Source organism: Nostoc sp. FACHB-190, from assembly GCF_014696905.1.
Taxonomy (GTDB): domain Bacteria; phylum Cyanobacteriota; class Cyanobacteriia; order Cyanobacteriales; family Nostocaceae; genus Nostoc_B.
Window position 1 is genome coordinate 1 of record NZ_JACJQW010000023.1, and the last position, 22,858, is coordinate 22,858.

The 22,858-nt window shown below is 41.3% G+C and carries 19 protein-coding genes, 1 tRNA gene and 1 pseudogene; 13 read left to right on the forward strand and 8 right to left on the reverse strand.

Going from position 1 to position 22,858, the window contains the following annotated elements; genetic code table 11:
* Together H6G28_RS22345 and H6G28_RS22350 are read left to right on the forward strand one after the other, a co-directional pair.
* Window positions 1-134: pseudogene (locus H6G28_RS22345) on the forward strand (IS630 family transposase); the annotation flags it as partial.
* Window positions 135-211: 77 nt separating this feature from the next.
* Window positions 212-421 (forward strand): hypothetical protein, encoded by a 210-nt coding sequence (locus tag H6G28_RS22350; protein WP_190674277.1) that lies wholly within the window; start codon window positions 212-214, stop codon window positions 419-421.
* A 155-nt stretch (window positions 422-576) separates the two neighbouring features.
* Here the strand turns inward: H6G28_RS22350 and H6G28_RS22355 are convergent, their stop codons facing one another.
* Both H6G28_RS22355 and H6G28_RS22360 read right to left on the reverse strand, forming a co-directional pair.
* Window positions 577-939 (reverse strand): cupin domain-containing protein, encoded by a 363-nt coding sequence (locus H6G28_RS22355; protein WP_190674280.1) that lies wholly within the window; start codon window positions 937-939, stop codon window positions 577-579.
* A gap of 545 nt (window positions 940-1,484) precedes the next feature.
* Entirely contained in the window at window positions 1,485-2,303 is an 819-nt protein-coding gene (locus tag H6G28_RS22360; RefSeq protein WP_190674284.1) for a type 1 glutamine amidotransferase, read from the reverse strand.
* A 316-nt stretch (window positions 2,304-2,619) separates the two neighbouring features.
* On the opposite strand from H6G28_RS22360, the gene H6G28_RS22365 reads away from it, so the two are divergent.
* Window positions 2,620-3,399, forward strand: a complete 780-nt coding sequence (locus H6G28_RS22365; protein ID WP_190674287.1) for a hypothetical protein — start codon at window positions 2,620-2,622, stop codon at window positions 3,397-3,399.
* Window positions 3,400-3,810: 411 nt separating this feature from the next.
* Here H6G28_RS22365 and H6G28_RS22370 read toward each other — a convergent pair whose 3' ends face one another.
* Window positions 3,811-5,148 (reverse strand): MurT ligase domain-containing protein, encoded by a 1,338-nt coding sequence (locus H6G28_RS22370; RefSeq protein ID WP_190674290.1) that lies wholly within the window; start codon window positions 5,146-5,148, stop codon window positions 3,811-3,813.
* 258 nt (window positions 5,149-5,406) lie between these two features.
* Between H6G28_RS22370 and H6G28_RS22375 the strand changes: the two genes are divergently transcribed.
* Window positions 5,407-5,994, forward strand: coding sequence for a thylakoid membrane photosystem I accumulation factor (locus H6G28_RS22375; RefSeq protein ID WP_190593401.1), 588 nt, complete (start codon window positions 5,407-5,409; stop codon window positions 5,992-5,994).
* 157 nt (window positions 5,995-6,151) lie between these two features.
* Window positions 6,152-6,760, forward strand: a complete 609-nt coding sequence (locus H6G28_RS22380) for a hypothetical protein (RefSeq protein ID WP_190674292.1) — start codon at window positions 6,152-6,154, stop codon at window positions 6,758-6,760.
* Window positions 6,761-6,890: 130 nt separating this feature from the next.
* Here the strand turns inward: H6G28_RS22380 and H6G28_RS22385 are convergent, their stop codons facing one another.
* On the reverse strand, window positions 6,891-7,082 hold the full coding sequence (locus H6G28_RS22385) for a hypothetical protein (protein ID WP_190593399.1): 192 nt from the start codon (window positions 7,080-7,082) through the stop codon (window positions 6,891-6,893).
* Window positions 7,083-7,557: 475 nt separating this feature from the next.
* Here H6G28_RS22385 and H6G28_RS22390 point away from each other — a divergent pair, with 475 nt between their 5' ends.
* The 3 genes from H6G28_RS22390 (at window position 7,558) to ychF (ending at window position 11,596) form a co-directional block, all read left to right on the forward strand.
* A complete protein-coding gene (locus H6G28_RS22390; RefSeq protein ID WP_190593398.1) occupies window positions 7,558-10,086 on the forward strand; it encodes a mannose-1-phosphate guanyltransferase in 2,529 nt (842 codons plus the stop codon).
* Window positions 10,087-10,273: 187 nt separating this feature from the next.
* Window positions 10,274-10,459, forward strand: coding sequence for a hypothetical protein (locus tag H6G28_RS22395; protein ID WP_015112758.1), 186 nt, complete (start codon window positions 10,274-10,276; stop codon window positions 10,457-10,459).
* Between the two features lie 45 nt (window positions 10,460-10,504).
* Complete coding sequence (ychF, locus tag H6G28_RS22400) at window positions 10,505-11,596, forward strand: redox-regulated ATPase YchF (protein WP_190593397.1); 1,092 nt, start codon at window positions 10,505-10,507, stop codon at window positions 11,594-11,596.
* 79 nt (window positions 11,597-11,675) lie between these two features.
* Here the strand turns inward: ychF and H6G28_RS22405 are convergent, their stop codons facing one another.
* Complete coding sequence (locus H6G28_RS22405; RefSeq protein ID WP_190674295.1) at window positions 11,676-11,828, reverse strand: hypothetical protein; 153 nt, start codon at window positions 11,826-11,828, stop codon at window positions 11,676-11,678.
* A gap of 612 nt (window positions 11,829-12,440) precedes the next feature.
* Between H6G28_RS22405 and accD the strand changes: the two genes are divergently transcribed.
* Window positions 12,441-13,391 carry an acetyl-CoA carboxylase, carboxyltransferase subunit beta gene (accD, locus tag H6G28_RS22410; protein ID WP_190674298.1) on the forward strand — a complete coding sequence of 317 codons (951 nt, stop codon included), beginning with the start codon at window positions 12,441-12,443 and terminating at the stop codon, window positions 13,389-13,391.
* 83 nt (window positions 13,392-13,474) lie between these two features.
* Here the strand turns inward: accD and H6G28_RS22415 are convergent, their stop codons facing one another.
* Window positions 13,475-14,863 carry an MFS transporter gene (locus H6G28_RS22415; protein ID WP_190674301.1) on the reverse strand — a complete coding sequence of 463 codons (1,389 nt, stop codon included), beginning with the start codon at window positions 14,861-14,863 and terminating at the stop codon, window positions 13,475-13,477.
* Window positions 14,864-15,060: 197 nt separating this feature from the next.
* Here H6G28_RS22415 and H6G28_RS22420 point away from each other — a divergent pair, with 197 nt between their 5' ends.
* Window positions 15,061-16,263, forward strand: a complete 1,203-nt coding sequence (locus tag H6G28_RS22420) for an ABC transporter substrate-binding protein (protein WP_190674440.1) — start codon at window positions 15,061-15,063, stop codon at window positions 16,261-16,263.
* A gap of 259 nt (window positions 16,264-16,522) precedes the next feature.
* Here the strand turns inward: H6G28_RS22420 and H6G28_RS22425 are convergent, their stop codons facing one another.
* Together H6G28_RS22425 and H6G28_RS22430 are read right to left on the reverse strand one after the other, a co-directional pair.
* The gene (locus tag H6G28_RS22425; protein ID WP_190593394.1) at window positions 16,523-17,812 is read right to left on the reverse strand and encodes a DHH family phosphoesterase; all 1,290 of its coding nucleotides are present in this window, start codon (window positions 17,810-17,812) and stop codon (window positions 16,523-16,525) included.
* A gap of 522 nt (window positions 17,813-18,334) precedes the next feature.
* A complete protein-coding gene (locus tag H6G28_RS22430; RefSeq protein ID WP_062288673.1) occupies window positions 18,335-18,832 on the reverse strand; it encodes an HNH endonuclease in 498 nt (165 codons plus the stop codon).
* Between the two features lie 380 nt (window positions 18,833-19,212).
* Here H6G28_RS22430 and alr point away from each other — a divergent pair, with 380 nt between their 5' ends.
* The 3 genes from alr (at window position 19,213) to H6G28_RS22445 (ending at window position 22,785) form a co-directional block, all read left to right on the forward strand.
* Entirely contained in the window at window positions 19,213-20,400 is a 1,188-nt protein-coding gene (gene alr, locus H6G28_RS22435; protein ID WP_190674304.1) for an alanine racemase, read from the forward strand.
* Window positions 20,401-20,839: 439 nt separating this feature from the next.
* Window positions 20,840-20,921 (forward strand) — tRNA-Leu (locus tag H6G28_RS22440).
* A 238-nt stretch (window positions 20,922-21,159) separates the two neighbouring features.
* Window positions 21,160-22,785, forward strand: coding sequence for a tetratricopeptide repeat protein (locus tag H6G28_RS22445; protein WP_190674306.1), 1,626 nt, complete (start codon window positions 21,160-21,162; stop codon window positions 22,783-22,785).
* The last annotated feature ends 73 nt before the right edge of the window (window positions 22,786-22,858 follow it).

Below are 22,858 nucleotides of genomic sequence, written 5' to 3' on the forward strand. Positions count from 1 at the left end.
ACGCCAAACGATTCATCAGAGAGTTTTATTTTTTCTGTCATTCTTTTACTGTGGTGAAAGCGTTATTTGAACTAGCAATTCACGGTCAAATTTTTGACTTTCCCAAACTCCATACCTATGGTGTTTTCTCATAACTGATTTAGGATTGCTATATCCTACCTTCGATACCTCTACACCACTCTGGTACTACATCCTTAAAGAAGCTGAACTGATGGAAAGAGGCCTACGTCTAGGCCCTCTGGGTAGTCGCATTATTGGTGAAGTGATTATTGGCTTGCTTCAAGTAGATCCAAAATCTTATTTGAACGTTAATCCTTCTTGGGTGCCAACTTTACCTACTAGAACAGGTAGACCAGAAGACTTTCGGATGGTTGATTTTCTGACTTTTGCTCGTGTAGACCCGGCTAGTCGTGGACAGTAGAGTGAGTGTGAGTACTTAATATTCAACCAAGTACACTCCATCAACTAAAAATAAAGAGGGATAATTCAATCCCTCTTTTCTTTGTATTTAAAAGAACTGACAAGATTTTGAAACCTGTTAGATTTACAAAACTCAGCACTCTTGATTAAGGCTGTTTACGATTTGATGGTCACAGGTTCATATCCAGCCTCATAAGGTGTCACCACAGAAATAAATATCAAGGGTTCATCGCCGTGATTAAACACACCGTGAACACATTGGACTGGTGCTACAACCACATCTCCAACGGTAATTATTTTGCGAGAACCGTCTCTATCTAAATAATATTCACCACTACCGGATAATATTGTCCAAGTATCCTGACCATTAGGATGAATGTGCGCTCCAATTTCTTGTCCGGGTTTGACATACCAAGCAACCACAACTGCATCTGGTGATTCCGTCACAACTGAACGAATTGGTTCACCATCTGTAGGTTGAAAAAAATCAGTACTCTTGAAAATTCTCTCTATACTCATTTTTTGATTAATCTATAAGTTGAACAATATGCAGCAGCATTCAGAATGGACTTTCTACTAGTCTTGAGAACTAACTTAAAATCTGCTGTATAAAATAGACTGACTGATAACAAGATTTATAATACGATTAAACAGGTTTTCTGAGAGAGATATATTGGTAAATATTCTATAAGTTATCGGGTAAATAAATATTATTTTATATTGATAAATGTGGCGCAAATCATTGATTTTAAATTAGGTTTAATTTATCCTTAATTTTGTCTTTTTAAGGATTTTATTTAGTCATATTTTTAATTGATTTGATTACTGGCAATTTCTGACAGGACTTACGCAAAAATTGCCCACAAGCTTAATTTATCGTAGACGCGAAGCGGCTTCCCGCAGGGTACCGCCAAGCCACCTTCGCGTAGCGTCTCCGTCAGGAGAAGAACGCCAAGAAATAGTAGAGTTTGCGTAAGTCCTATCTGATTGTAATGACATATCAAAACCAAAAAATAAAGAGTCAGAACTGATATTCTGACTCTGGAATGATAAATTATTCTGACTCAAACTTTGCTAGTAGCTACAGTTGCTACGCTAACTTTCAAGCGTTTAAGCATGGCTTCTCGCGCTTGTATTGCGAGATCATCATCTAAGGGTTTGAGTGTGATGGGTTGTTGATACTTCAGCCGCAACGCTGTTTGAATTAACCAGTCAGCGACAAAGGGATTTTTCGGTAACAAGGGGCCGTGGGAATAAGTGGCGATCGCATTCTGATAAAATGCACCTTCTGTACCATCTTCGCCATTATTGCCTAAACCATACACCACACGTCCCAAGGCTTCTACCTTACCTAACTTGGTGCGTCCGCCATGATTTTCAAACCCGACAAGATAAGGTTTACTACCAGTCATCTCTTCTAACTCTTTGGCAAGGCGGGAGGCTGTAACTTCAATTACTAAGTTACCAATGCAACGTTTGGTATTTTCCCCAGGATGAATAGATACTAAATCGAGGATTCCTAAACCTTCAATTCGTTGTCCTAGTCCGGGTTCATAATAATGTCCTAGGAGTTGGGGTGAACCGCAAGTAAAAACCCCTGGTGTACCATTGGCAATTTTTTCGCGCATTGCGTCAGCTTTCACCCCTTGCAAATCACGCATCACAATTTCTTGCTGACGGTCTTGTGCGCCTCCACCCACAATTACATCGACAGATTTAATATCTTCGGCAGTGGAATTTTGGTCTAGAGGTAAGACTTTTACGCTGTATCCCCGCCATTGGGCGCGACGTTCTATTGTAATTACATTACCGCGATCGCCATAAGTACTCATTAAAGTAGGATACAACCAACCAATTGTTAATTCTAATTGTTCAGAAGTCATAATTCTTTACTCATAACTGATAATTTATAACTTTTTTCTTTCTCTGATTGCAGAATCCGTAAAAGACTTTTTACGCTGTTACCTGTCACCTGTTCCCTGTCCCCTGCTATATTTTTGCATGGACTTATAGCAATTTTCATCAGATTTCAGTATTTTAGGTCACAGTTTTGTAATTGTCAGACAGCCATAATCTCCACAGGTAACTGTAAATTTACTCAATCTTGGGTAAACAGTTACACTGTTTTTGTGCAAATTTCCCAAAAAGTTAACTTTGTTTAACTAAGCGACAAATTTTTAATATCTCAATGGAGATTATATGCAAGCAATTGAAGCTCCGAATTTGACGGTAATTGCGTATGAAAACGCAGTTCCTGTGTCTCAACTACCTGCTGTGTGGCAAGATATTGCTAACGGAATAGCAGATGTAGGCATCTCTGATCCACAAAGTTATGTTGAAATGGCACAGTTATTTCAATATAAGTTAGAACAAGGTGATGTTGACTTATTTAACGAACGTCCAGAATTAGAATATCTTAAATCATCATTCTCCCAACTATTTGGCAAGTTAGCTTGGGAAACCCTAGAATTTTACGGTTATGACTTTATAAAAACTAGCTATCCTGATTTTGCGACACTGCTTCAAGATTTAGAATCAAAGGGCGAAGAGTTTGCCAATGAATTAAAAGTAGCGCGGATAGGAATAGAACTTTTTCAAGAATTTGGCTATGAACTACCAGCAAGTTTTTATCATGTGCATCTAGCACCAATTTACCGCGATCATGTATTTGAAGAACGCGCCCTAAGATTTGATAAGCGAGATATCAAACATAAGCGTTCTTGGGATGCAATATTACACGCAGGTAAGGTTTTTGCGATGCAAATGAAGGTGCAGAGTATCGCCTCTAAATATGGCTTTACTTATCAACATGGTTGTGGTTGCAATTCTCACCTATCTTCGATTGATACATCTAGCGGGGTATTTGAATATGAATTTACTCCCGAAAAGCGTCAACGGTGGTTGAGAAGTTTTATCTGGACTGCTTGGTATGAGTATGCTTTCTTTCCTATTGTCCCGAATACCAGTTATTTAGTTTAGAAAGTGAGAAAGATGAGGGATATGAGAAAGATGATAAAAAAAGCTTCTCATAAAAGTTTTTTATAAAGCTGCATAGAATTCTATCCCCCTTAACCCCCCCTTAAAAAGGGCTATGGTGTACACACAAGTCAAAAATTTGCTGTATGAAACCGCATCCCGCCTTGAACTAAAGTTCCAGGCTCATAGCCAAAGTCCACTTAAGTGGACTGCAATAGATTTCTAGTTGAGTCCTCTTCAGAGGACTTGTGCTGTGAGACTCGGAATTAATTCCGAGGCGGGATAGATGCACTCAACCCAGATTTGTGTGTACACGGTAGCTTAAAAAGGGGGGAAATTCTTTAAGTCCCCCCAAGATATGTGCAACTTAACATTGAATTGGTATCAATTTCCTATTTACAATTTCCCTATTTCCTAAAGAATTTTTCTGCCGGTGAGAACTTCGCGCACTTCTAACATGGCAGAATAAGTAGGAAGAATGTGTAAAGTTTCGTTGTCTGCTGTATGCTTGAGGGCAGTTGCGATCGCTTGCTTCAAATCTTCCTCGACAATTAAGTTTAAGTTACTCTCCAAAGACTTTTCGCTATAACGCAGACGTAAAGCCATATCATAAACGCGATCGCCACTCACCACAATAGTTCCGCCACGTTCGACTAATTTTTCTGTATCCACATCCCAAATCCAGGATACATCAGTACCATCGGGGGTGCGATCGTTTAAAACCATCAATGTAGTTTTATCAGTACTTTGATTCACTACTCGAATAGTTTCATTTGTGCCTACAGGATTTTTAGATAATAAAATTCTCACCTTTTTCCCATCAATAATTAAATCTTCCGCCCTACCGAATGCAGCTTGGAAATTATTAATAGTATCTTTAATTGTGGTTTCATCAACACCTAATTCGATAGCCGCAGTCACCGCCGCTAAAGTATTGTATTTGTTATACAAACCAACCAAAATTTGTCCCCATTCGCTACTTTCCAGGGTTGGTTTACTCTTGCTAAAACCGCAACTGGGACAAGTAAAATCGCCCAAGTGAGACAAATACACACCTTGATAATCTAAAGAATGTCCGCAATTAGGGCAATAAATAGAATCTACCGCGTGTTGAATTGATTCGAGGTATTGTTCTGGTTCATTCAAGCCAAAGAATAACACACGTTGCGGTAACTGCTGACCGAGGTGCGATAAAGTCGGGTCATCCGCATTGGGAATTACGACTGTTTCTTTGGGAAGTGTGGAAATTACCTTTGTCCAGCGTTTACTGATGGTATCTACTTCGCCGTACCTGTCGAGTTGGTCACGGAACAAGTTTAAACACAGAATAATACGTGGCTGGAGTGGTGTTAATACCTTGGGGACGATATTTTCATCTACTTCCAAAATGGCGTAGTCAGCAGCCAGCGTCCCCACCAAGTTGGTGTTTTCTAGTAAAGCTGTCATCAAGCCATTTTCTAAGTTTGCACCTGTAGAATTATGGGTGATGTGGTAGCCTTTACGTTCCAAAATAGTTTTTAACAGCAGCGACGTAGTTGTTTTACCATTCGTCCCCGCAATGATAATTACGCCATTTTTTACCTGCTGACTCAATAATTGCAACAGTCGAGGTTCTATTCGCCGCGCAATTGACCCTGGTAATACACTAGCAGCACCTAAGCGCAGCGATCGCACCGCAAATGTTACAGTTTTCGCCACCAATACCGCCAAACCAAGGCGCAGTCTATCTATCAGTTTAATTTTATTGCCCACTTCTTTACCTGAATCTGCTCGTGTTTGCTAATTAATCTAGTTGCAAATTTAATCCTGTGAGTTTAGCGAATCCTGGCTCAAAAAGCCAGCGATAGGAAAGTGGGAAGTCTAAAAAAGAAATTTCAAAATTCAGACTTCATACTTCATCCGTAAGACGTTATCTTAAAAAATAGTGCGCGGGTGTAATTACTTATCCAGCCCAGGTTGCCGAATTCAGCACAAACTTACGACAAATCGTAGCTTGCAAGGTTCCTTTTGATGAATATTACAAAGTTGTTTTTTTTACAAAAACGTATGGCTGACTGGCGACGCTTGATATCGAAATGCCTGTTATTGCTTGTGTGTTTACTGATGTTCAGTATTCAACCGGCTTATGCTGGTATTAATGATGATAACTATGATGGCAATATGTTTGTCGTTTATGCTGGCAATGGTTCCTTAGTTCCACCCAGACAGACACTCGCACAGACTTTAACAGAACATAAACCTGCATTTTTAGCATTTTATGTAGATGACAGTAGCGATTGCAAAAAATATGCCATTGTAATTTCTCGCGTCCAAGAGTTTTACGGACGAGTAGCAGAGATCATCCCGATTGATGTTGATACAATTCCAGTCAAAGAAAAATATGATCCCACGGAACCAGGATATTACTATTCTGGGGGTGTGCCTCAAGTTGTAGTGTTTAATCAATCAGGGCAAGTATTGTTAAACAAAAAAGGTCAAGTACCCTTTGAAGAAATAGATGATAAATTCCGCGAAGTGTTTGATTTATTACCCCGTGCTGAATCTGTACAATTAAAGCGCCGTTCTTTTAATGAATTTAGCAGTGAGTTAGCCAAATAACTGCCAGGGTAGACTGAAGATGGTCTACCCTAATTTTTAGTACTGTGGGCTACTGCATCACCAATCAAGCAAAGGATAATGTTTAAATAACCGATTTTCACAAAAGCGCAAATTCATAGTCTCAAGTTCAAAACTATTGACCCTTGACTAATAACTGATGTCAAAAGTTTACACTACCGAAGAGCTAATCCAAATTTTGGCAGCCGAACGCCAAGCTTGTCTAAAAGGAGAGCGTCTGAAGTTAGAGGTAACAGTCTCTGGCAATCCTGTAATAGACCAGTTTATCAGAACCGAGGGGTTCCAAAAGTTTACTGCCTATCAAGATTTTAAAGCAGCTATTCACGATTATCAAAGAGAAAATCATGTTTCCGGTATTGTCTGGCGCGAAATGACAGTCAAAGGCAAAACTTTACGCTATCCAGAAGTAGATACCGAATTAGTCGGGTTGACTAGTGATATCGCTATATTACAATCTGCCAAAGATGCGATATTGAATTTTTGGTATGAAGTAACCAGCGATATGGATTTATATTTAAGTTTTAATAACAGTAAGCAATATCAACAAATTACTACAGATGATGTCCAAAGAATTGCTCACAGAACCGAATGGGCAAGTTTATGGAAGTGGGAAAATCCTAACTTTTTAGAGATGATTTTACAGCTAGGATGGGGAAATCCCGAAGAAGCCAGATATAAACGCGGTAGACCACATTCTGGTAGTGAATATATTCATGCAGTCAACCCAGGTAATTTACCTATTGGTTAAGTACAAGACCCCCGACTTCTTAAAGAAGTCGGGGGTCTAAAACTCTGGAATTTCAAGAAACTACTCACTAAACTATTTTAAGATGTAGGCGATCGCCACAAGTCGATACTGGTAAATTTAAAATTAACACCTACCCTTTCAACGCTTTTCTAAAATTGCGGCGATAGGATTGATTAGCGATAAATAAAACAGGCCATAACAAAGATAAAGCAATCCGATTGAGTAAGGATGGTTGAAAGTTAGTCCTGGTAAATCCATTCCAAAACTTCCAACCTAAACCGACATAACCTACTAGCAAAAGTAATACGATTAATTTGCTCATGTTCAGGAACTCCATTCACTACTGACTAAATTTAAGTTAAGAATTGTCAAAATATCTCAGCAATTCTTAATTTATACTAACAAGCTAGAACTTAGCCGTAATTTTCCGACCAGTTGAGGATGCGATCGCATATTCTCTGATTCCAGTGTAAATTAACATCCAGCATTCTTGCTATTTAACCATGAAGCTAAATTATAAAAATAAAAAGAATATACTATTCTAGATTTTTATGTTCTTTTTTCTACTTTCTTGCTACCTCAACAGTATGGGAAACTGGCATAATAAATGAACTCGATTTTTAGAAATATTTCTTCATTTTTCTAGACAGGCTACTGTGTTGAGTAAATATGCTTAACACTGATTAGATGTCTCTTGTGGAAGTTCCTGAACTCAGAACATCTATAAGACACTAAAGATAAAACCGACATATTTTCATAGCTTTACAAGCAGCTAAGGCTGTAAATCAGGAGGATTTATGCGTGCAGTACTGATGGCAGGCGGTTCGGGGACAAGGCTTCGTCCTTTAACTTGCGATTTACCTAAACCAATGGTGCCGATTCTCAATCGTCCCATTGCTGAACATATTATCAATTTGCTCAAAAGACATCAAATCACCGAAGTCATTGCTACATTACATTATTTACCCGATGTTTTGCGTGACTACTTTCAAGATGGTAGTGATTTTGGCGTACAAATGACCTACGCGGTAGAAGAAGATCAGCCTTTGGGAACGGCGGGTTGTGTGAAAAATATTGCCGAACTACTAGATGAAACTTTTTTAGTAATTAGTGGCGATAGCATCACAGATTTTGATTTAACAGCAGCAATTGAATTTCATAAACAAAAACAATCAAAAGCGACTTTGATTTTAACTAGAGTTCCTAACCCCATTGAATTTGGCGTAGTAATTACCGACGAAGCAGGCAAAATTAAACGCTTTTTAGAAAAACCATCTACAAGCGAAATTTTTTCCGATACAGTCAACACTGGAACATACATTCTTGAACCTGAAGTTTTAGATTATTTACCAGCTAATACCGAAACTGACTTTTCTAAGGATTTATTTCCGTTACTTTTAGCCAAAAATGAGCCGATGTACGGCTATATTGCCCAAGGTTACTGGTGTGATGTTGGTCATTTAGATGCTTATCGGGAAGCACAATATGATGCTTTAGACAGAAAGGTAAAACTTGAATTTGCTTATGAAGAAATTTCCCCCGGTGTCTGGGTAGGCGAGAATACTTTTATTGATGCAACAGCCCATATTCAAACTCCCGCCATAATTGGCGATAATTGCCGCATTGGGGCAAGAGTTCAAATTGAAGCGGGAACAGTTATTGGTGATAACGTGACCGTTGGGGCTGATGCTAACCTCAAGCGTCCAATTGTGTGGAATGGGGCGTTTGTGGGGGAAGAAGCTCAATTAAGTGCCTGTGTCATTTCCCGTGGTAGCCGCGTAGACCGTCGCGCCCATGTATTAGAAGCTGCCGTGGTGGGTTCGTTATCTACGGTCGGCGAAGAAGCACAAATTAGTACTAGTGTGCGTGTTTGGCCGAGTAAAAAAATTGAGTCTGGTGCAATTTTAAACATCAACTTGATTTGGGGTAATACTGCCCAACGCAACTTGTTTGGTCAACGTGGCGTACAAGGTTTGGCGAATATCGACATTACCCCAGAATTTGCGGTGCGCTTAGGTTCGGCTTATGGTTCGATTTTAAAACCCGGTTCTAAAGTTACAGTATCAAGAGACCAACGGAACATTTCTCGGATGGTGACGCGATCGCTGATTGCCGGTTTAATGTCTGTAGGTGTTGATATTCAAAACCTTGATGCTACAGCTATACCCATCGCCCGGACTGTGATTCCGATGATGTCAGTGGCTGGCGGTATCCATGTCAGAGTCCATCCCGATCGCCCCGACTACATCCTGATAGAATTTATGGATGACAAAGGAATTAACATTTCCAAAGCCCAAGAAAAGAAAATTGAAGGGGCATATTTTAAAGAAGATATGCGTCGGGCGTTGATTCATGAAGTTGGTGATGTGGCTTATCCCAGCCAAGTTATTGACAGTTACTGCACAGCCTTTGAAAAATTACTCCACGTTTCTACCCTCACCAACAGTCGCGCCAAAATCGTCATTGACTATGTTTATGCTGTCTCTGGGGCTGTTTTACCCCAAATGCTGGATAAATTCGGCGCGGATGCAGTGGTACTCAATGCCAGCTTAAATAAACACGCTGTTACTACGGCTGACCGCGAAGCCTTATTAACCCAGTTAGGTCATGTGGTGGAAGCCTTGAAAGCTAACTTTGGCGTGCAAGTCTCGGCCAATGGCGAACAGCTAATTTTAGTTGATGAATCAGGCTTTCCCATTCGTGGGGAAATGTTAACCGCCTTGATGGTGGACATGATATTAACCTCTAACCCCAGAGGTACGGTAGTTGTCCCAGTTCACGCCTCTAGTGCGGTAGAACAAGTCGCCCGTCGCCATGATGGGAGAGTGATTCGGACGAAAGCTAACCCAACCGCCTTAATGGAAGCTTGCCAAAAAAATTCTAATGTAGTGTTGGGCGGTAGTGGCGACACTGGTTTCATTTTCCCGCAACTGCATCCGGGGTTTGATTCCATGTTCTGCATTGCCAAGATAATTGAAATGTTAACAATTCAAGAGCGATCGCTGGCTACTGCACGTTCAGAATTACCCCGCGTCATTCATAGAACTCAGACAATTCGCTGTCCTTGGACTGCTAAAGGTGCATTAATGCGCTACTTAGTAGAAACTCACCCAGCCCAAAACCTCGAACTCATCGATGGCGTGAAAATTGGTCAACCATTCGATGATAATTGGCTGTTAGTTTTACCCGATGCCAGCGAGCCATTAGTACATTTGTTTGCCAATAGTAGCGATCGCGATTGGGTAGACGACACCATCCGCAACTACCGCCACCGCGTCCAAACTTTTGTGGAAAGACAGCAAGAATATCACCCAGCAGAAGTTTGAAGATTTCTTTGCTTGGCAAGGGTAGATAGCAGATACAAGATCCCCGACTTCTTAAAGAAGTCGGGGATCTGAAACTCTATTTCATACTTTAGACTTTATACTTCAGACTTTTTCCACTTTTGAGGAAGATGTCAGCATCAAGGGTAATCATCTAGGTTGGGAAAGTCAGGTAATTTAAGAACTACCCATGATTGATATTCAAGCTATTTCGATTCCTGAACCGCAAATTCCGACACCGCAACCCAACCCCCTACCCAGACCGGAACCGACACCACAACCAGTTATTCCCGAACCTGTACCAGAAACTGTACCTGCACCTATTCCGCAAACTGTTCCTGGGACAATTCCCCAAACCATACCTGAACCTGTTTGAATTATCTTAGTAGTTTGAGCCAAAATCTAAAATCTAAAATCCAAAATGCTAAGAGCCGGAATTGTCGGACTTCCCAACGTCGGAAAATCTACTTTGTTTAATGCCTTAGTAGCCAATGCGAAAGCGGAGGCTGCTAACTTTCCCTTCTGCACGATTGAACCGAATGTCGGCGTTGTCTCAGTACCGGATGAGCGGTTAAACGTGCTTTCGCAAATTGCTGGTTCTGTACAAATTGTCCCCGCCCGTGTTGAGTTTGTGGATATTGCCGGTTTGGTCAAAGGTGCGAGTCAAGGTGAAGGTTTGGGAAACCAATTTTTATCCCACATTCGAGAAGTTGATGCGATCGTTCATGTGGTGCGTTGTTTTGAGAATGATGATATTATCCACGTTGCCGGTTCGGTTGATCCAGCGCGGGATATTGAAATTATCAATTTAGAACTCGGTTTATCCGACTTAGCCCAAATTGAACGCCGTATTGAACGTACCCGCAAACAAGCCCGCACCAGCAAAGATGCTCAGTTTGAAATTACAGTTCTCGAAAAATTAGTAGCAGCCTTAAACGAAGGTAAATCTGTCCGTCAAGTCAGTTTAAATGAAGAAGAAGCAGCCATTATTCAAGGGTTAGGACTGCTCACCAGTAAACCGATTATTTACGCTGCCAATGTTTCAGAAGATGACTTAGCTACAGGTAATGAATTTGTCGAAAAAGTCCGACAAATTGCCTCACAAGAAAATGCTCAAGTCGTCATTGTTTCTGCTCAAGTAGAAGCAGAATTAGTGGAATTAGCTGAAGAAGACAAAGCAGATTTCTTAGAATCTTTAGGTGTGAAAGAAGGCGGTTTAAAATCTTTGATTCGCGCGACTTACACCTTGTTAGGTTTGCGGACTTATTTCACTAGCGGCCCCAAAGAAAGCCGCGCTTGGACAATTAATGCTGGTATGTCTGCACCCCAAGCCGCAGGTGTGATTCACTCTGATTTTGAACGCGGATTTATTCGCGCCGAAACCGTTGCTTACGATGATTTAGTAGCAAGTGGTTCGATGAAAAGTGCAAAAGAAAAAGGCTTAGTTAGAAGTGAAGGAAAAGAGTACATTGTCCAAGAAGGAGATGTCATGTTATTCCTATTTAATGTGTAGGTTAATATGAGGGTTTAGAGGTGAAGGGGTGTAAGAGTTCTAGATACATACACCCCCATACCTCTGTACCCTAACCCTGTCAAGGTGACTTTTTTACCTGAGCTAAAAGCTTGGCAGTTGAGACGTTATAACCTGTTAATAATTGCTCTGACTTACCTCCAACAACTTCAATCAAACTTGCTATTGGTATGCCTGTTTCCCTGACTATTTCTGCACTGACATTGACTTCCACCTGGATTTGGGTTAAAGCTTTGTTTTTCTCTCATGCGATCGCCCCACTCTAGCCAATCGCAAGTTGAATATTCTGTAACCTGCAAGCGATCGCCTGATAAGATAATATAATTAAGATTGTTTACGCGCTTTTTGTGTCCTGTTTAAGACAAGCACTGACGATTATTAATGACTGTAACGGTCATTACCCCATTGCCGCTTCACCTTTTGATAATATTATCAACACTGTGACTTGTATTACCCTCTTAACGAAAGCGACCCTTTGGCAAGACTAAAGCCACAGATGCTAACTGCTCAGAAACTAGCAAAATTATTTACAAAATATGGAAACAGTAGATTGCCGCTAGGGTTGGGTAACAGCATCTTTTTTTCGGGAGTTGGTGTTCCAATGGACTTGACTTGACTAATACATTTACAAAATCATATCCGCGAGAGACTTGTATTGGTATAAGCATTTTCGTTAAGCTGGCAACCAAAGATGCAAAATAAGGTCTGAATTGCTTATAAGCGTAATTTTGGTTACGTAGTCATGAAGCATTTGTCCTTGGCTAATGACAGATGATTTATGACCAATGACTGTTTTTGACCCATACCCCACTTGAATAAGATAAAAATGGCAAACAACGAAGAATCACGCGGTTTAAAGTCTCTGTTTGATTGGTTTGCAAATCGAAAAAAATCAGGCTCTACCAACCTGGAACGACAAGAACGGGAAATTGCTGACGGGCTATGGCATAAATGTTCTCAGTGTGGTGTTTTAACCTATACAAAAGATTTGAGAGCTAATCAAATGGTCTGCGTCGAATGTGGACATCATAATCGGGTAGATAGTGATGAACGCATCCGCCAATTGATAGATAGCAATACTTGGCAACCGATAAATGAGCATTTGCGCCCGACCGACCCCTTACAATTTCGCGATCGCAAACCTTATAGCGATCGCCTGCGGGAAATGGAAACCAAACTCGGTCTTGTAGATGCGGTAAAAACTGGTTTAGGACAAATCAACGGAATGCCTGTAGCCTTGGGAGTAATGGACTTCCGGTTTATGGGTGGTAGTATGGGTTCCGTTGTTGGCGAAAAAATCACCCGCTTAATTGAACAAGCCACCGGACGACGTTACCCTGTAGTTATTGTCTGCACCTCTGGCGGTGCGAGAATGCAGGAAGGTATGCTTTCCCTGATGCAGATGGCAAAAATCTCCGCAGCTTTAGACCGCCATCGTGAAGCCAGATTATTGTACATTCCCGTATTGACCAACCCGACCACAGGCGGCGTAACCGCTAGTTTTGCCATGTTAGGCGATATTATTTTGGCAGAACCCAAATCTACAATCGGTTTCGCTGGTCGGCGCGTCATTGAGCAAACCCTCCGCGAAAAATTACCAGAAGATTTTCAATCTGCGGAAGATTTACTCAAGCATGGCTTTGTAGACGAGATTGTGCCTCGTACTCAGTTAAAGAAAACCTTAGCACAGCTAATTGCTTTACATCAACCAGTTACAACAGCCCCTTCGATGATGCTGTGGGAGTCGATGACGTTGAGTTCTACAGCAGTTGAGTAATGAGGGAGTAGGGAATAGGGAGTAGGGAATAGGGTGATCGCAAGAACAAATACATAACTCCCCACTCACAACTCCCAACTCCCTTACCTTCCTGGTTCTTGCACAAAAAACAGTGGTACAAGTGCAGCTAGGCGCAACAAGCCAGAGAGGGCGAATAAGCCAAGTAAGCCGCCCCACAGGGCAAATTGAGCGATAAAACTGCCGATAGTTGTGCCTAAAGCGCCACTAGCACCAGCAACCGCAGCCGCGATCGCAAAATAAATTGACTGATTTTTCATAGGTGCGATCGCTAGTTGCAAATTGTTATTACACAAGTCAATTGCTGCCCAAGTTATGCCAGCCAAAATATGTAAAAGTGGCAACCATACCCAAATATCAAGTTGACTGGCATTAATTCCCAACCACAAAATTGGTGTCAGCCCTACCAAAATTCCCACAAAAATTAAAATAGGTAAATTGCCTACCCGGTCTGCTAATTTGCCCCACCAAATCAGCATCAATAAATTTGCGCCAGCCTGTAAACTGCCGTACAGCGTTACCCAACTAACATCTATATTCAAAGTATCTAACATATAAAGGTTAAAGAAGGGTGCGCTCAAATGAACAGCAAACATCCATAAACTGATATAAATCAGAAATATTAAAAAATTGTAGTTTTTCCAAATACTAATAGTAGGTAATGCAACTAATTCATCTGTTGTGTTGTTTGGAGATATGGAAGCTAAAGAATTTTGCAATTGAGGATTGATGTCTATTTTGAAATATTGGCAACCAATACTAACAATGCCAAATATCACCCCAATTAACAGCACTATTCCATAGCCTTGAATATTTCCACCATCCCAATGAGATACGATTAAACCAGCCAAAGGCATACAAATTAAATTAGTCAAGCTAACCGCACTGTTGCGAATCCCGAAATACCTACCGCGCAATCTTCGGGGAACAATTATGGCTAACCAACTCATCCAAGATGCACACCCCAACCCGCCTAAAAGATGAGTGGCTAAAACAATCAACAAGGTTAATACAACTAACTGTTGAGAAGTGATACTGCCCCAACTAAAAATAGCAATAGCGATCGCTAAAATTAGCCACAATAATCGAGATGTTCCGTATATCCCCAGCGCATAGCGAAAACGGCTAGTAGTACGTTCTGATAAATAAGCACCCAAAGGCTGAATCAGATTCACCAACATGGGTATAGAAGATAACAACCCAAACACCACCGGACTAGCATCTAATTCCACAAGGAAATTGCTAAGTAAAATACCGCCTGTAGTTATCGAAAAAACTGTTGCTAAAACAGCATCCACTGTAGAGGCGCGTAAACTAGTCCGAATAGCATCCTTGGGAAAACGAAAAGCAGGTTTGGGAGTTGGAACAAGAGTAGTTGGTGGGGTAACAATCTGGGGTATTTCCAGAGTTTCCAGAGTCAGAGAAGCAGCAGTTTCAAGCTGAACAGAATCCATAGTTGTTTTTGAAGTAACGCACCTCAGCGCAGTTTTGGTTATAATTTTTTGTTATTTTATCTTGCTTATTCTCAACAAAAATTCAGATTTATTAAACATCTGTCTTGAGCAACAGACGATATAAGTGAAGTGAAAACTCATGTCATCCATCTGTGAAAAGAATCAACTTGGGGAAATTTTTGGGTGTAGTTCTAGTGATGGCGATCGCTTTTATTAGCTGTCACCAGCTACCATTAACAACAACCAAAGCAGTCACCGTTAAACTGAGTGGCTGGGCTGGTTCTCAAGTTGAGCAAAAGCTATTAAAACAAGTTCTACAAGACTTTGAAGCCCAGCATCCCAACATCAAAGTTAAATATGAAGTTATTTCCGACCAATATATGGATGTCATCAAAACCCGTTTGGTTGGAGACGCAGCCCCTGATGTATTTTATCTTGATGCACTGGAAGCGCCTTTTTTGATGAGTCAAAATGTTTTGGAACCTTTAGATAATTACATTCAACCAGAATTTGACATAGAAGACTTTGAAGTTACCCTGTTAGATAGCTTTAAATATCAAAACCATATTTATGGGCTACCAAAAGACTATTCTACATTAGCTCTTTTTTATAACACAAAATCTTTGAATGCGGTGGGCTTAAATAGTCCTCCAACAAATTGGTCAGAACTGCGTTCTTACTCCCAAAAACTAACAAGCAAGCTCAACAAATATGGTTTTGGTGAATTACCTGAATTAGCACGACAAGTATATAAAATTAAAGCCTTTAATGGACGTGTTATTGATGAGAACGGTTACGCTACCTTTGCCAGCGAACAAAGTTTACAAGGCTTACAATTAGTTATCGACCAGTATCAAAAAGATAAATCATCCGCCCAAAAATCTGATGTTGGGACAAACTCAGGTAGCGAAATGTTTGGACAGGGTAAAGTCGCAATGGTGATTGAAGGTAACTGGGCGATTCCTTATCTCCAAGAAACCTTTCCTCAACTAGAATTTGCCACAGCAGAATTACCCACCATTAACAATCAAAAAGGCACAATGGTGTTTACTGTCGCCTATGTGATGAACAAGCAATCTCAGCAAAAAGCAGCAGCTTGGGAGTTGATTTCTTACCTAACTGGTAAAGCCGGAATGCAAAAATGGACAGCTACAGGATTTGCATTACCAACCAGAAAATCGGTAGCACAAAAATTAGGCTATGACAAAGATATTCTGCGAAAACCATTGGTTGCAGGGGTGAATTATGCAACACCGTGGCAAGTTGGTAAATATCCCGCAGCTATTATGAATAATTTTGATAATCAATTTGTCAGTGCTTTGTTGGGACAACAATCATTACAGCAAGCAATGTTAAAGGCGCAAACCACAGCTAATCAGCAAATTAAACTGATGGAATAGTCTATGGGAATCCGGTTTGATTTCTGAATTTATTTGTGTAGGTAGGGAATAGGGAATGAGGAGTCGGGAGTAGGACAGAAGGCTGATCTGAATGTACTGATTTTTTTCCCAAATCAAATATGAGTCCTATAGCAGCGAAAAGTAAATCGGACACCATTTACTCAAGTTCATAGCATAAAGTAAATAAACAGCCAAGAAATAAATTTCTGGCTGCCAATTTAAATTAAGTTCAACTTTATCCTGTCTTCAATCGCAAGATTTACTCTGACTGAATTGGGTTATCTTTAGGGTTAACTAACTTCAGTAATTTCTGTTTAATCTGAGCGTCAAAAACTTCCCATTTCATCTTGGCGTAGGCTGGATTTTCGTTACTACCTGAGAGGAAACCCATTGGAATTTCAAAACCACCCGCACTGGTTCTACCACCGCCAAAAAAGCGTCCGGTGCTGTCTTGACCAAAGGCTTCTTTGATAAATTCATCGGGGTCGAGGGTGAGTTTGGTGGTTCGCAGGGAGCCGATGACAACTTCGAGTTCATCGTCTTCATCGTGAACGATACCGTAAACTACGGCGGTGTGGACGTTTTCTTCTGTGACTAAGAAATCAGCCGCTTGGGGAATCGCATCGCGGTCGTCGTAGCGCAGATAACCAACGCCGGCGATGGAAAAGTTATTCTGCACTATACGATTTTTTAGCGATCGCTCAATTACATCCATCACTCGCTTAGAACGGTTCGCCTGGAGAATCGCGTTTAATAATTGAGCATCATAAAATCGACTCAGGTAAGCAGCCGCCATAAAATCTTCTTCTTGTGCTTGCATCAGTCGATTTGTATCCGATCTCAAGCCGTGCATCAAGGCTGTAGCACATTTTACGTGTTGGCTAATGCTGCTGTCTAAAGCCAATAAACCTGACTGCAAATACTGAGTAAAAATCGTTGCTGTCGCTCTGACATAAGGACGGACATCAACAAACTCTGATTTAAGTTCTGATTGTAAGCTGTGATGGTCAATCACTGCTACTAAGGGTATGCCTGAATGCTGTACAGTCGCTAATAACTGACTGGTGGTTCCCTGGTTATCAATGAGTACAAAACCTTGATAACAAGACAAATCTTTAGATTTGACGTTTTGCGGTGTCCAACGCTGTGCAGGTAAATTTGTCAGCTTGACTAAGGCAATATTTTCCTGATGGCTCAACGTCCCAGCATAAATAATTTCACACTTAATATCATATTGTTGAGCAATTAGCTGGTAAGCCCACGCACATGAGAGCGCATCAGGGTCAGGAAAATCCTGCAAAATAATTAGCTGGCGCTCATGTCTATGGGCTAATAAGGTCTTTTGTAGTTCCTCTGCTTTTTGAAAAGTTAAGGAATTGTTACGTTGACTGAGATAAACACTCACCCCATCGCTGGTAGATGCTGGTAAGGATGGCCGATTCAGAGGTAGTTCAACTACTTCTTGGTGGTCTACCTCAGCATCTTCTGGATTGGGTTCTGTGGTCAATGAAAAACTCTCTGACTGCTTCAAGGAAGAATTTAGTTGCATAGAAAACATCTTTGTTAAGTGTGAGGCTGGATTGATTGAGAAAGTTACAATCAGGGTTTTACTGATTTAGCCACACATCTTGATCTTCGCAAAAATATAGAATACTTGGGATACGTATCTTGGTGTATTTTTTGTCAAGATAACCCGGCAAAATTTTATGAAGTTCTGCCAAATTACATATAACGGCAGAAAATCAATGTTTCAGCTTTGTGATCAAACTCTAATTTTTCCCTTCCCTAGACCATTCTCTCAGTTGGAGAGAATTTTTGACTCAAGTCTAGATTTTTTTGGTTTATGGATATACAATAAAAGACTGTTGAATTCTTTAGGCAGATGCCAGCACACTACTTTTGCAGCTACTGTCGGGTCATACCCATAAGCAGATGCAACTCCTGTATAGGATGCAACACCAATCATAGTAGTATGTGAGCAATCTAACCTACTGTTGCCCCAACTCAAACAAAACCATCACACCAACAATCAGTCATTGTGGCTGTGCTAACTAGGGTGGAATTATTAGTGTCAAAGACCTATCACATACTTTTGCCACTCTTGATGCAGTCCACTTTTAAGATGCTTACTAACCTCAAAATAGAGGCTGCTGTAAGGTTGGCGGGGTAGATGACGCAGTAGCATGTGGGCTTCTTGAGGCGTGCGATTGCCCTTTTTTACATTGCAACGGACACAAGCCGTAACGATGTTTTCCCAGGTATCGCCACCACCACGCGATCGCGGTATGACATGATCTAACGTCAACTCATCCCCTGTATAGCCGCAATATTGACAAGTGTGACCGTCACGGTGCAAGAGGTTCCGGCGAGTCAGAGGCATTTCCTTATAGGGAACACGCACGTAATGACGTAGGCGGATCACCGTTGGTAATGGAAAACCCGCGTAAAGTAGTCTGCCGTTGTGTTCGACTCGTTCTGCCTTGCCTTTAATTAACAAAACCGCAGCACGTCGCCAGCTCGTAATATTAAGCGGTTCGTAAGAGGCGTTTAAGACTAAAACCTTCCCCATTGATTAACGCTCAAGGTATTAGTTTTACATATATTAACACGATTCTCTTCTCCTTGGGAGATGAGAATAAATTATACTTCCGGAATAATTGAATAATTGTTGTATTTAAATTAGAAATTTGAAAATAAGAGTCGGAAAAGTTAAGTTGCACGGCACAATTTTGATGATAAATCGCCAGTTAGCCTGATTTTGGGCAGAAATTTGCGGTATTAAGCAACACTTGTAAATTTTTATTAACTGGGGTTGATGATCTTTCCCAAACTCAAATACTTCTGATCTAAACATTCAATTGGTCTTAAGAAAAACTTTTCAATTAACACGGAAGTAGTTTATATGAGTATGAATATCTATTAGTGGTGGTGTGATAGGAGAACGGAAATATGCTGAGTCGTGATCAAATGACGGGTATTGCATCTAATCAACAGTGTGACACCTATGCGTGGTTTTCCCAGCGTGCGTGGGTAGAAATTGACCTAGAGGCGTTGTCACACAATGTCAAGCAACTAAAACAGTTGTTATCACCACGTACTCAGTTGATGGCGGTAGTAAAAGCTGATGCTTATGGGCATGGTGCAGTTACAGTCGCGCAAACAGCATTACAATCAGGTGCGAGTTGGTTAGGGGTGGCGACAGTCCCCGAAGGGATTCAATTACGAGAAGCAGGGATACAAGCACCCATATTAATTTTAGGGGCAACCCAGACACCAGAACAAATTCATGCGATCGCCCATTGGAAACTCCAGCCGACGTTGTGCAGTCCTAAACAAGCTTTAATTTTTTCCAATATTTTAGAAGCAATTAACTACGGTTCTCCTGTACCTGTACATATTAAATTGGACACAGGAATGTCACGGTTAGGGACTGATTGGCAAGTAGCAGCCGAGTTTGTGCAGTTAGTAGAACGCTTACCACATTTGACCATAGCCAGTGTTTACTCCCATTTAGCGACTGCCGATAGTCCTGATCCGGCAATTATGGCAGAACAGCATAGCAGATTTAAAACGGCGATCGCCCAAATTCAAAAAATCGGCATCAAAATTCCGAGCTTGCACTTAGCCAACACCGCCGCCACCCTGGCAGATTCCCAACTGCACTACGATATGGTCAGAGTGGGTTTAGGGGTTTACGGTCTTGCGCCTGCACCACATTTACAACGCAAGATTAACTTAAAGCCTGTTTTACAAGTAAAAGCGCGAGTTACCCAGGTGAAAACGATTGCGGCTGGAACTGGTGTTAGCTATGGTCATCAATTTGTGGCTGATAGACAAATGCGTATTGCTGTTGTGGCTATTGGGTATGCGGATGGTGTACCACGTAACCTTTCTAACAAGATGGAAGTGTTGTTGCGTGGTCAGCGAGTACCGCAAATTGGCGCAATTACAATGGATCAGTTAATGATTGATATTAGCCAGCTTCCTGAGATTCAAGAAGGGGAAATTGTGACCTTACTAGGCGACCAAGGAAAAGAACAAATCACAGCTGATGATTGGGCTGCACAATTAAATACAATTTCTTGGGAAATTTTGTGTGGGTTCAAGCATCGCCTACCCCGTGTGGGAGTTATCTAGCATTCTTGGGAATGTTATGAGGGTGAAGTATACATAATTAGGACTAACGCATCAAAACGAAAAATCAAGGGTTTTGGTGAGGGTTTAGGCGTTTAGGGGTATAGGGGTGTACTTAACGCGATGTGCAACTTATTCTTGAAACCCCTCTCCAAACCTCTCACGCCAGTCGCCTCAAGTCGGGAAACCCGCCCACGGCGCTGGCTCCCCGAAGCGGAGAGAGGCTTTGAATCTTGCTCCCCTTCCCTACAAGGGAAGGGGTTGGGGGTTAGGTTTGAGAGAAAGTTGCACACGGCGTTACTTATTCAAAATTCTTACACCCATACACCCAATCTCCACGAATAATCTTTGTGCGTAAGTCCTGATAATTAATTATTTAAACTTCATCCTTTTAGTGTTTCTCTTCCTGGAAGAATATGCTATACTAGGGTAGTTGACTGATGCGGATGTGGCGGAATTGGCAGACGCGCTAGATTTAGGTTCTAGTTCCGAGAGGAGTGAAGGTTCAAGTCCTTTCATCCGCACTAAGTGTAAAAAAGCTATAAATTAAAGGTTTCAGGTATGAGCATTCTGGAACCTTATTTGTTTTTAGAGGAATAACGAACCACAGAGGCACAGAGGTCTCAGAGAAATAAGAGTTGAATAAATGTGATGAAAGGCGGGGAAAAGCGATCGCGATTCTGACTCATACAAGACGCATATATTCTTTTCCAGTCACTGTAATCTAAATACTAAATAGTAATCAAAAATGGGAATATTGCTATGAGATACTTATTAATAGTTTGGGTACTCATACTAACGTTCATCTTTCCCAGTGAGGTACTTGCAGAAGCAAAACCCTCATATAACTTAATTCCTGGCTTAGGGACTTATCATCATCCAGTTTCCACCCAAAATCCTGAAGCACAACAGTTTTTTGACCAGGGATTAAACTTAGTTTACGGCTTTAATCATGATGAAGCGGTGCGTTCTTTTGAACACGCGGCGGAACTTGACCCAGAAATGGCAATGGCTTACTGGGGTATTGCTTTAGCTTTAGGGCCGAATATAAACGCCGTTATTACTACTGAAAAGGAACAAACGGCATATCAGGCAATACAACAAGCTTTGACACTGGCAGAGAAAGCACCAGTTCCCGAACAAGATTATATTGCGGCTTTGGCAAAGCGTTATGCTGCCAATCCTGATGCAGATTTGCAGGAATTACAGGTGGACTATGCCCAAGCGATGGCAAATCTCACCCAAAAATATCCTGATGATTTGGATGCAGCCACTTTGTTTGCAGAAAGTTTGATGGATTTGCATCCCTGGCAACTTTGGACACATGATGGTCAGCCACAAGCAGATACAACAGAAATTGTCACTGTTTTAGAATCGGTCTTGCAACGAAATCCCAATCATCCGGGGGCAAATCACTACTATATTCATGCGGTAGAAGCGTCTCTGCATCCAGAACTTGCCCTCGCCAGTGCGAAACGGTTGGAAACACTCGTTCCAGCTGCTGGACATTTGGTACACATGCCTAGCCATATTTATTTTCGTGTGGGAGATTATCAAGGGGCAATGCGATCAAATGCACAAGCGATCGCCGAAGATGCTGCTTATATCAGTAAAAATAAAATTCAGGGATTTTATGCCCAAATGTACTTTAGCCACAATGTACATTTTCTCATGGTGGCTAGTAGTATGGCGGGTAGATATCAAGATGCACTCCAAGCTGCTGATACGTTAATTGCCCACGCTAATTCTCTGGGTTCTCATATACCTCTGGTTGAGGGATTTTTGGGCAGTAAAATGCTGATACAGGCCAGGTTCAATGATTGGGATGCAATTTTACACACTCCACCACCAGATGCGACTTTGCCAACAACCACAGCACTTTGGCATTTTACCCAAGGTTTAGCTTATACAGCTACAGGCAATCTGCAAAGTGCGGCGGATGAAAGCAGCGCCTTACAAGTTGCAATCCAAAAACTTCCGCCTGGGGTGACTATTGGCTTTACTCCTGCTAATCGCATTCTTTATATCGCGCAAAAAGTTCTGGAGGGCAAAATTGCCAAAGCTAATCATAACTACAATTTGGCAATTAGATACTTAGAACAAGCAGTAGTAGCGGAAGATGCCCTTGATTATGTAGAACCACCAGATTGGTATTTGCCCACCAGAGAAGCATTAGGGGGTGTGCTGTTAGCCAAGGGTGATTATGCTACAGCCGAGAAAGTGTTTCGTGCTGATTTAGAAAAGTATCCCCATAATGGAAGGTCTTTGTTTGGGTTGCAAGCAAGTTTGCAAGCCCAAGGTAAAGATGATGCAGCTAAATTGACGCAGACTGAATTTATTACCGCATGGCAAAACACAGACACGCAGTTAAAAGTAGAAAATTTGTAAAAAAGAAGTGGGTGCGATCGCATCCACTCTCAGATATTCTATAAATTAATGATGGCGAATCTTGGCAATAACC

Coding starts and splice junctions, on each gene's coding strand:
- H6G28_RS22350 (WP_190674277.1), top strand. CDS start 212: ATGGAAAGAGGCCTACGTCTAGGCCCTCTGGGTAGTCGCATTATTGGT.
- H6G28_RS22355 (WP_190674280.1), bottom strand. CDS start 939: ATGAGTATAGAGAGAATTTTCAAGAGTACTGATTTTTTTCAACCTACA.
- H6G28_RS22360 (WP_190674284.1), bottom strand. CDS start 2,303: ATGACTTCTGAACAATTAGAATTAACAATTGGTTGGTTGTATCCTACT.
- H6G28_RS22365 (WP_190674287.1), top strand. CDS start 2,620: ATGCAAGCAATTGAAGCTCCGAATTTGACGGTAATTGCGTATGAAAAC.
- H6G28_RS22375 (WP_190593401.1), top strand. CDS start 5,407: ATGAATATTACAAAGTTGTTTTTTTTACAAAAACGTATGGCTGACTGG.
- H6G28_RS22380 (WP_190674292.1), top strand. CDS start 6,152: ATGTCAAAAGTTTACACTACCGAAGAGCTAATCCAAATTTTGGCAGCC.
- H6G28_RS22385 (WP_190593399.1), bottom strand. CDS start 7,082: ATGAGCAAATTAATCGTATTACTTTTGCTAGTAGGTTATGTCGGTTTA.
- H6G28_RS22390 (WP_190593398.1), top strand. CDS start 7,558: ATGCGTGCAGTACTGATGGCAGGCGGTTCGGGGACAAGGCTTCGTCCT.
- H6G28_RS22395 (WP_015112758.1), top strand. CDS start 10,274: ATGATTGATATTCAAGCTATTTCGATTCCTGAACCGCAAATTCCGACA.
- ychF (WP_190593397.1), top strand. CDS start 10,505: ATGCTAAGAGCCGGAATTGTCGGACTTCCCAACGTCGGAAAATCTACT.
- accD (WP_190674298.1), top strand. CDS start 12,441: ATGGCAAACAACGAAGAATCACGCGGTTTAAAGTCTCTGTTTGATTGG.
- H6G28_RS22415 (WP_190674301.1), bottom strand. CDS start 14,863: ATGGATTCTGTTCAGCTTGAAACTGCTGCTTCTCTGACTCTGGAAACT.
- H6G28_RS22420 (WP_190674440.1), top strand. CDS start 15,061: ATGGCGATCGCTTTTATTAGCTGTCACCAGCTACCATTAACAACAACC.
- H6G28_RS22425 (WP_190593394.1), bottom strand. CDS start 17,812: ATGCAACTAAATTCTTCCTTGAAGCAGTCAGAGAGTTTTTCATTGACC.
- H6G28_RS22430 (WP_062288673.1), bottom strand. CDS start 18,832: ATGGGGAAGGTTTTAGTCTTAAACGCCTCTTACGAACCGCTTAATATT.
- alr (WP_190674304.1), top strand. CDS start 19,213: ATGCTGAGTCGTGATCAAATGACGGGTATTGCATCTAATCAACAGTGT.
- H6G28_RS22445 (WP_190674306.1), top strand. CDS start 21,160: ATGAGATACTTATTAATAGTTTGGGTACTCATACTAACGTTCATCTTT.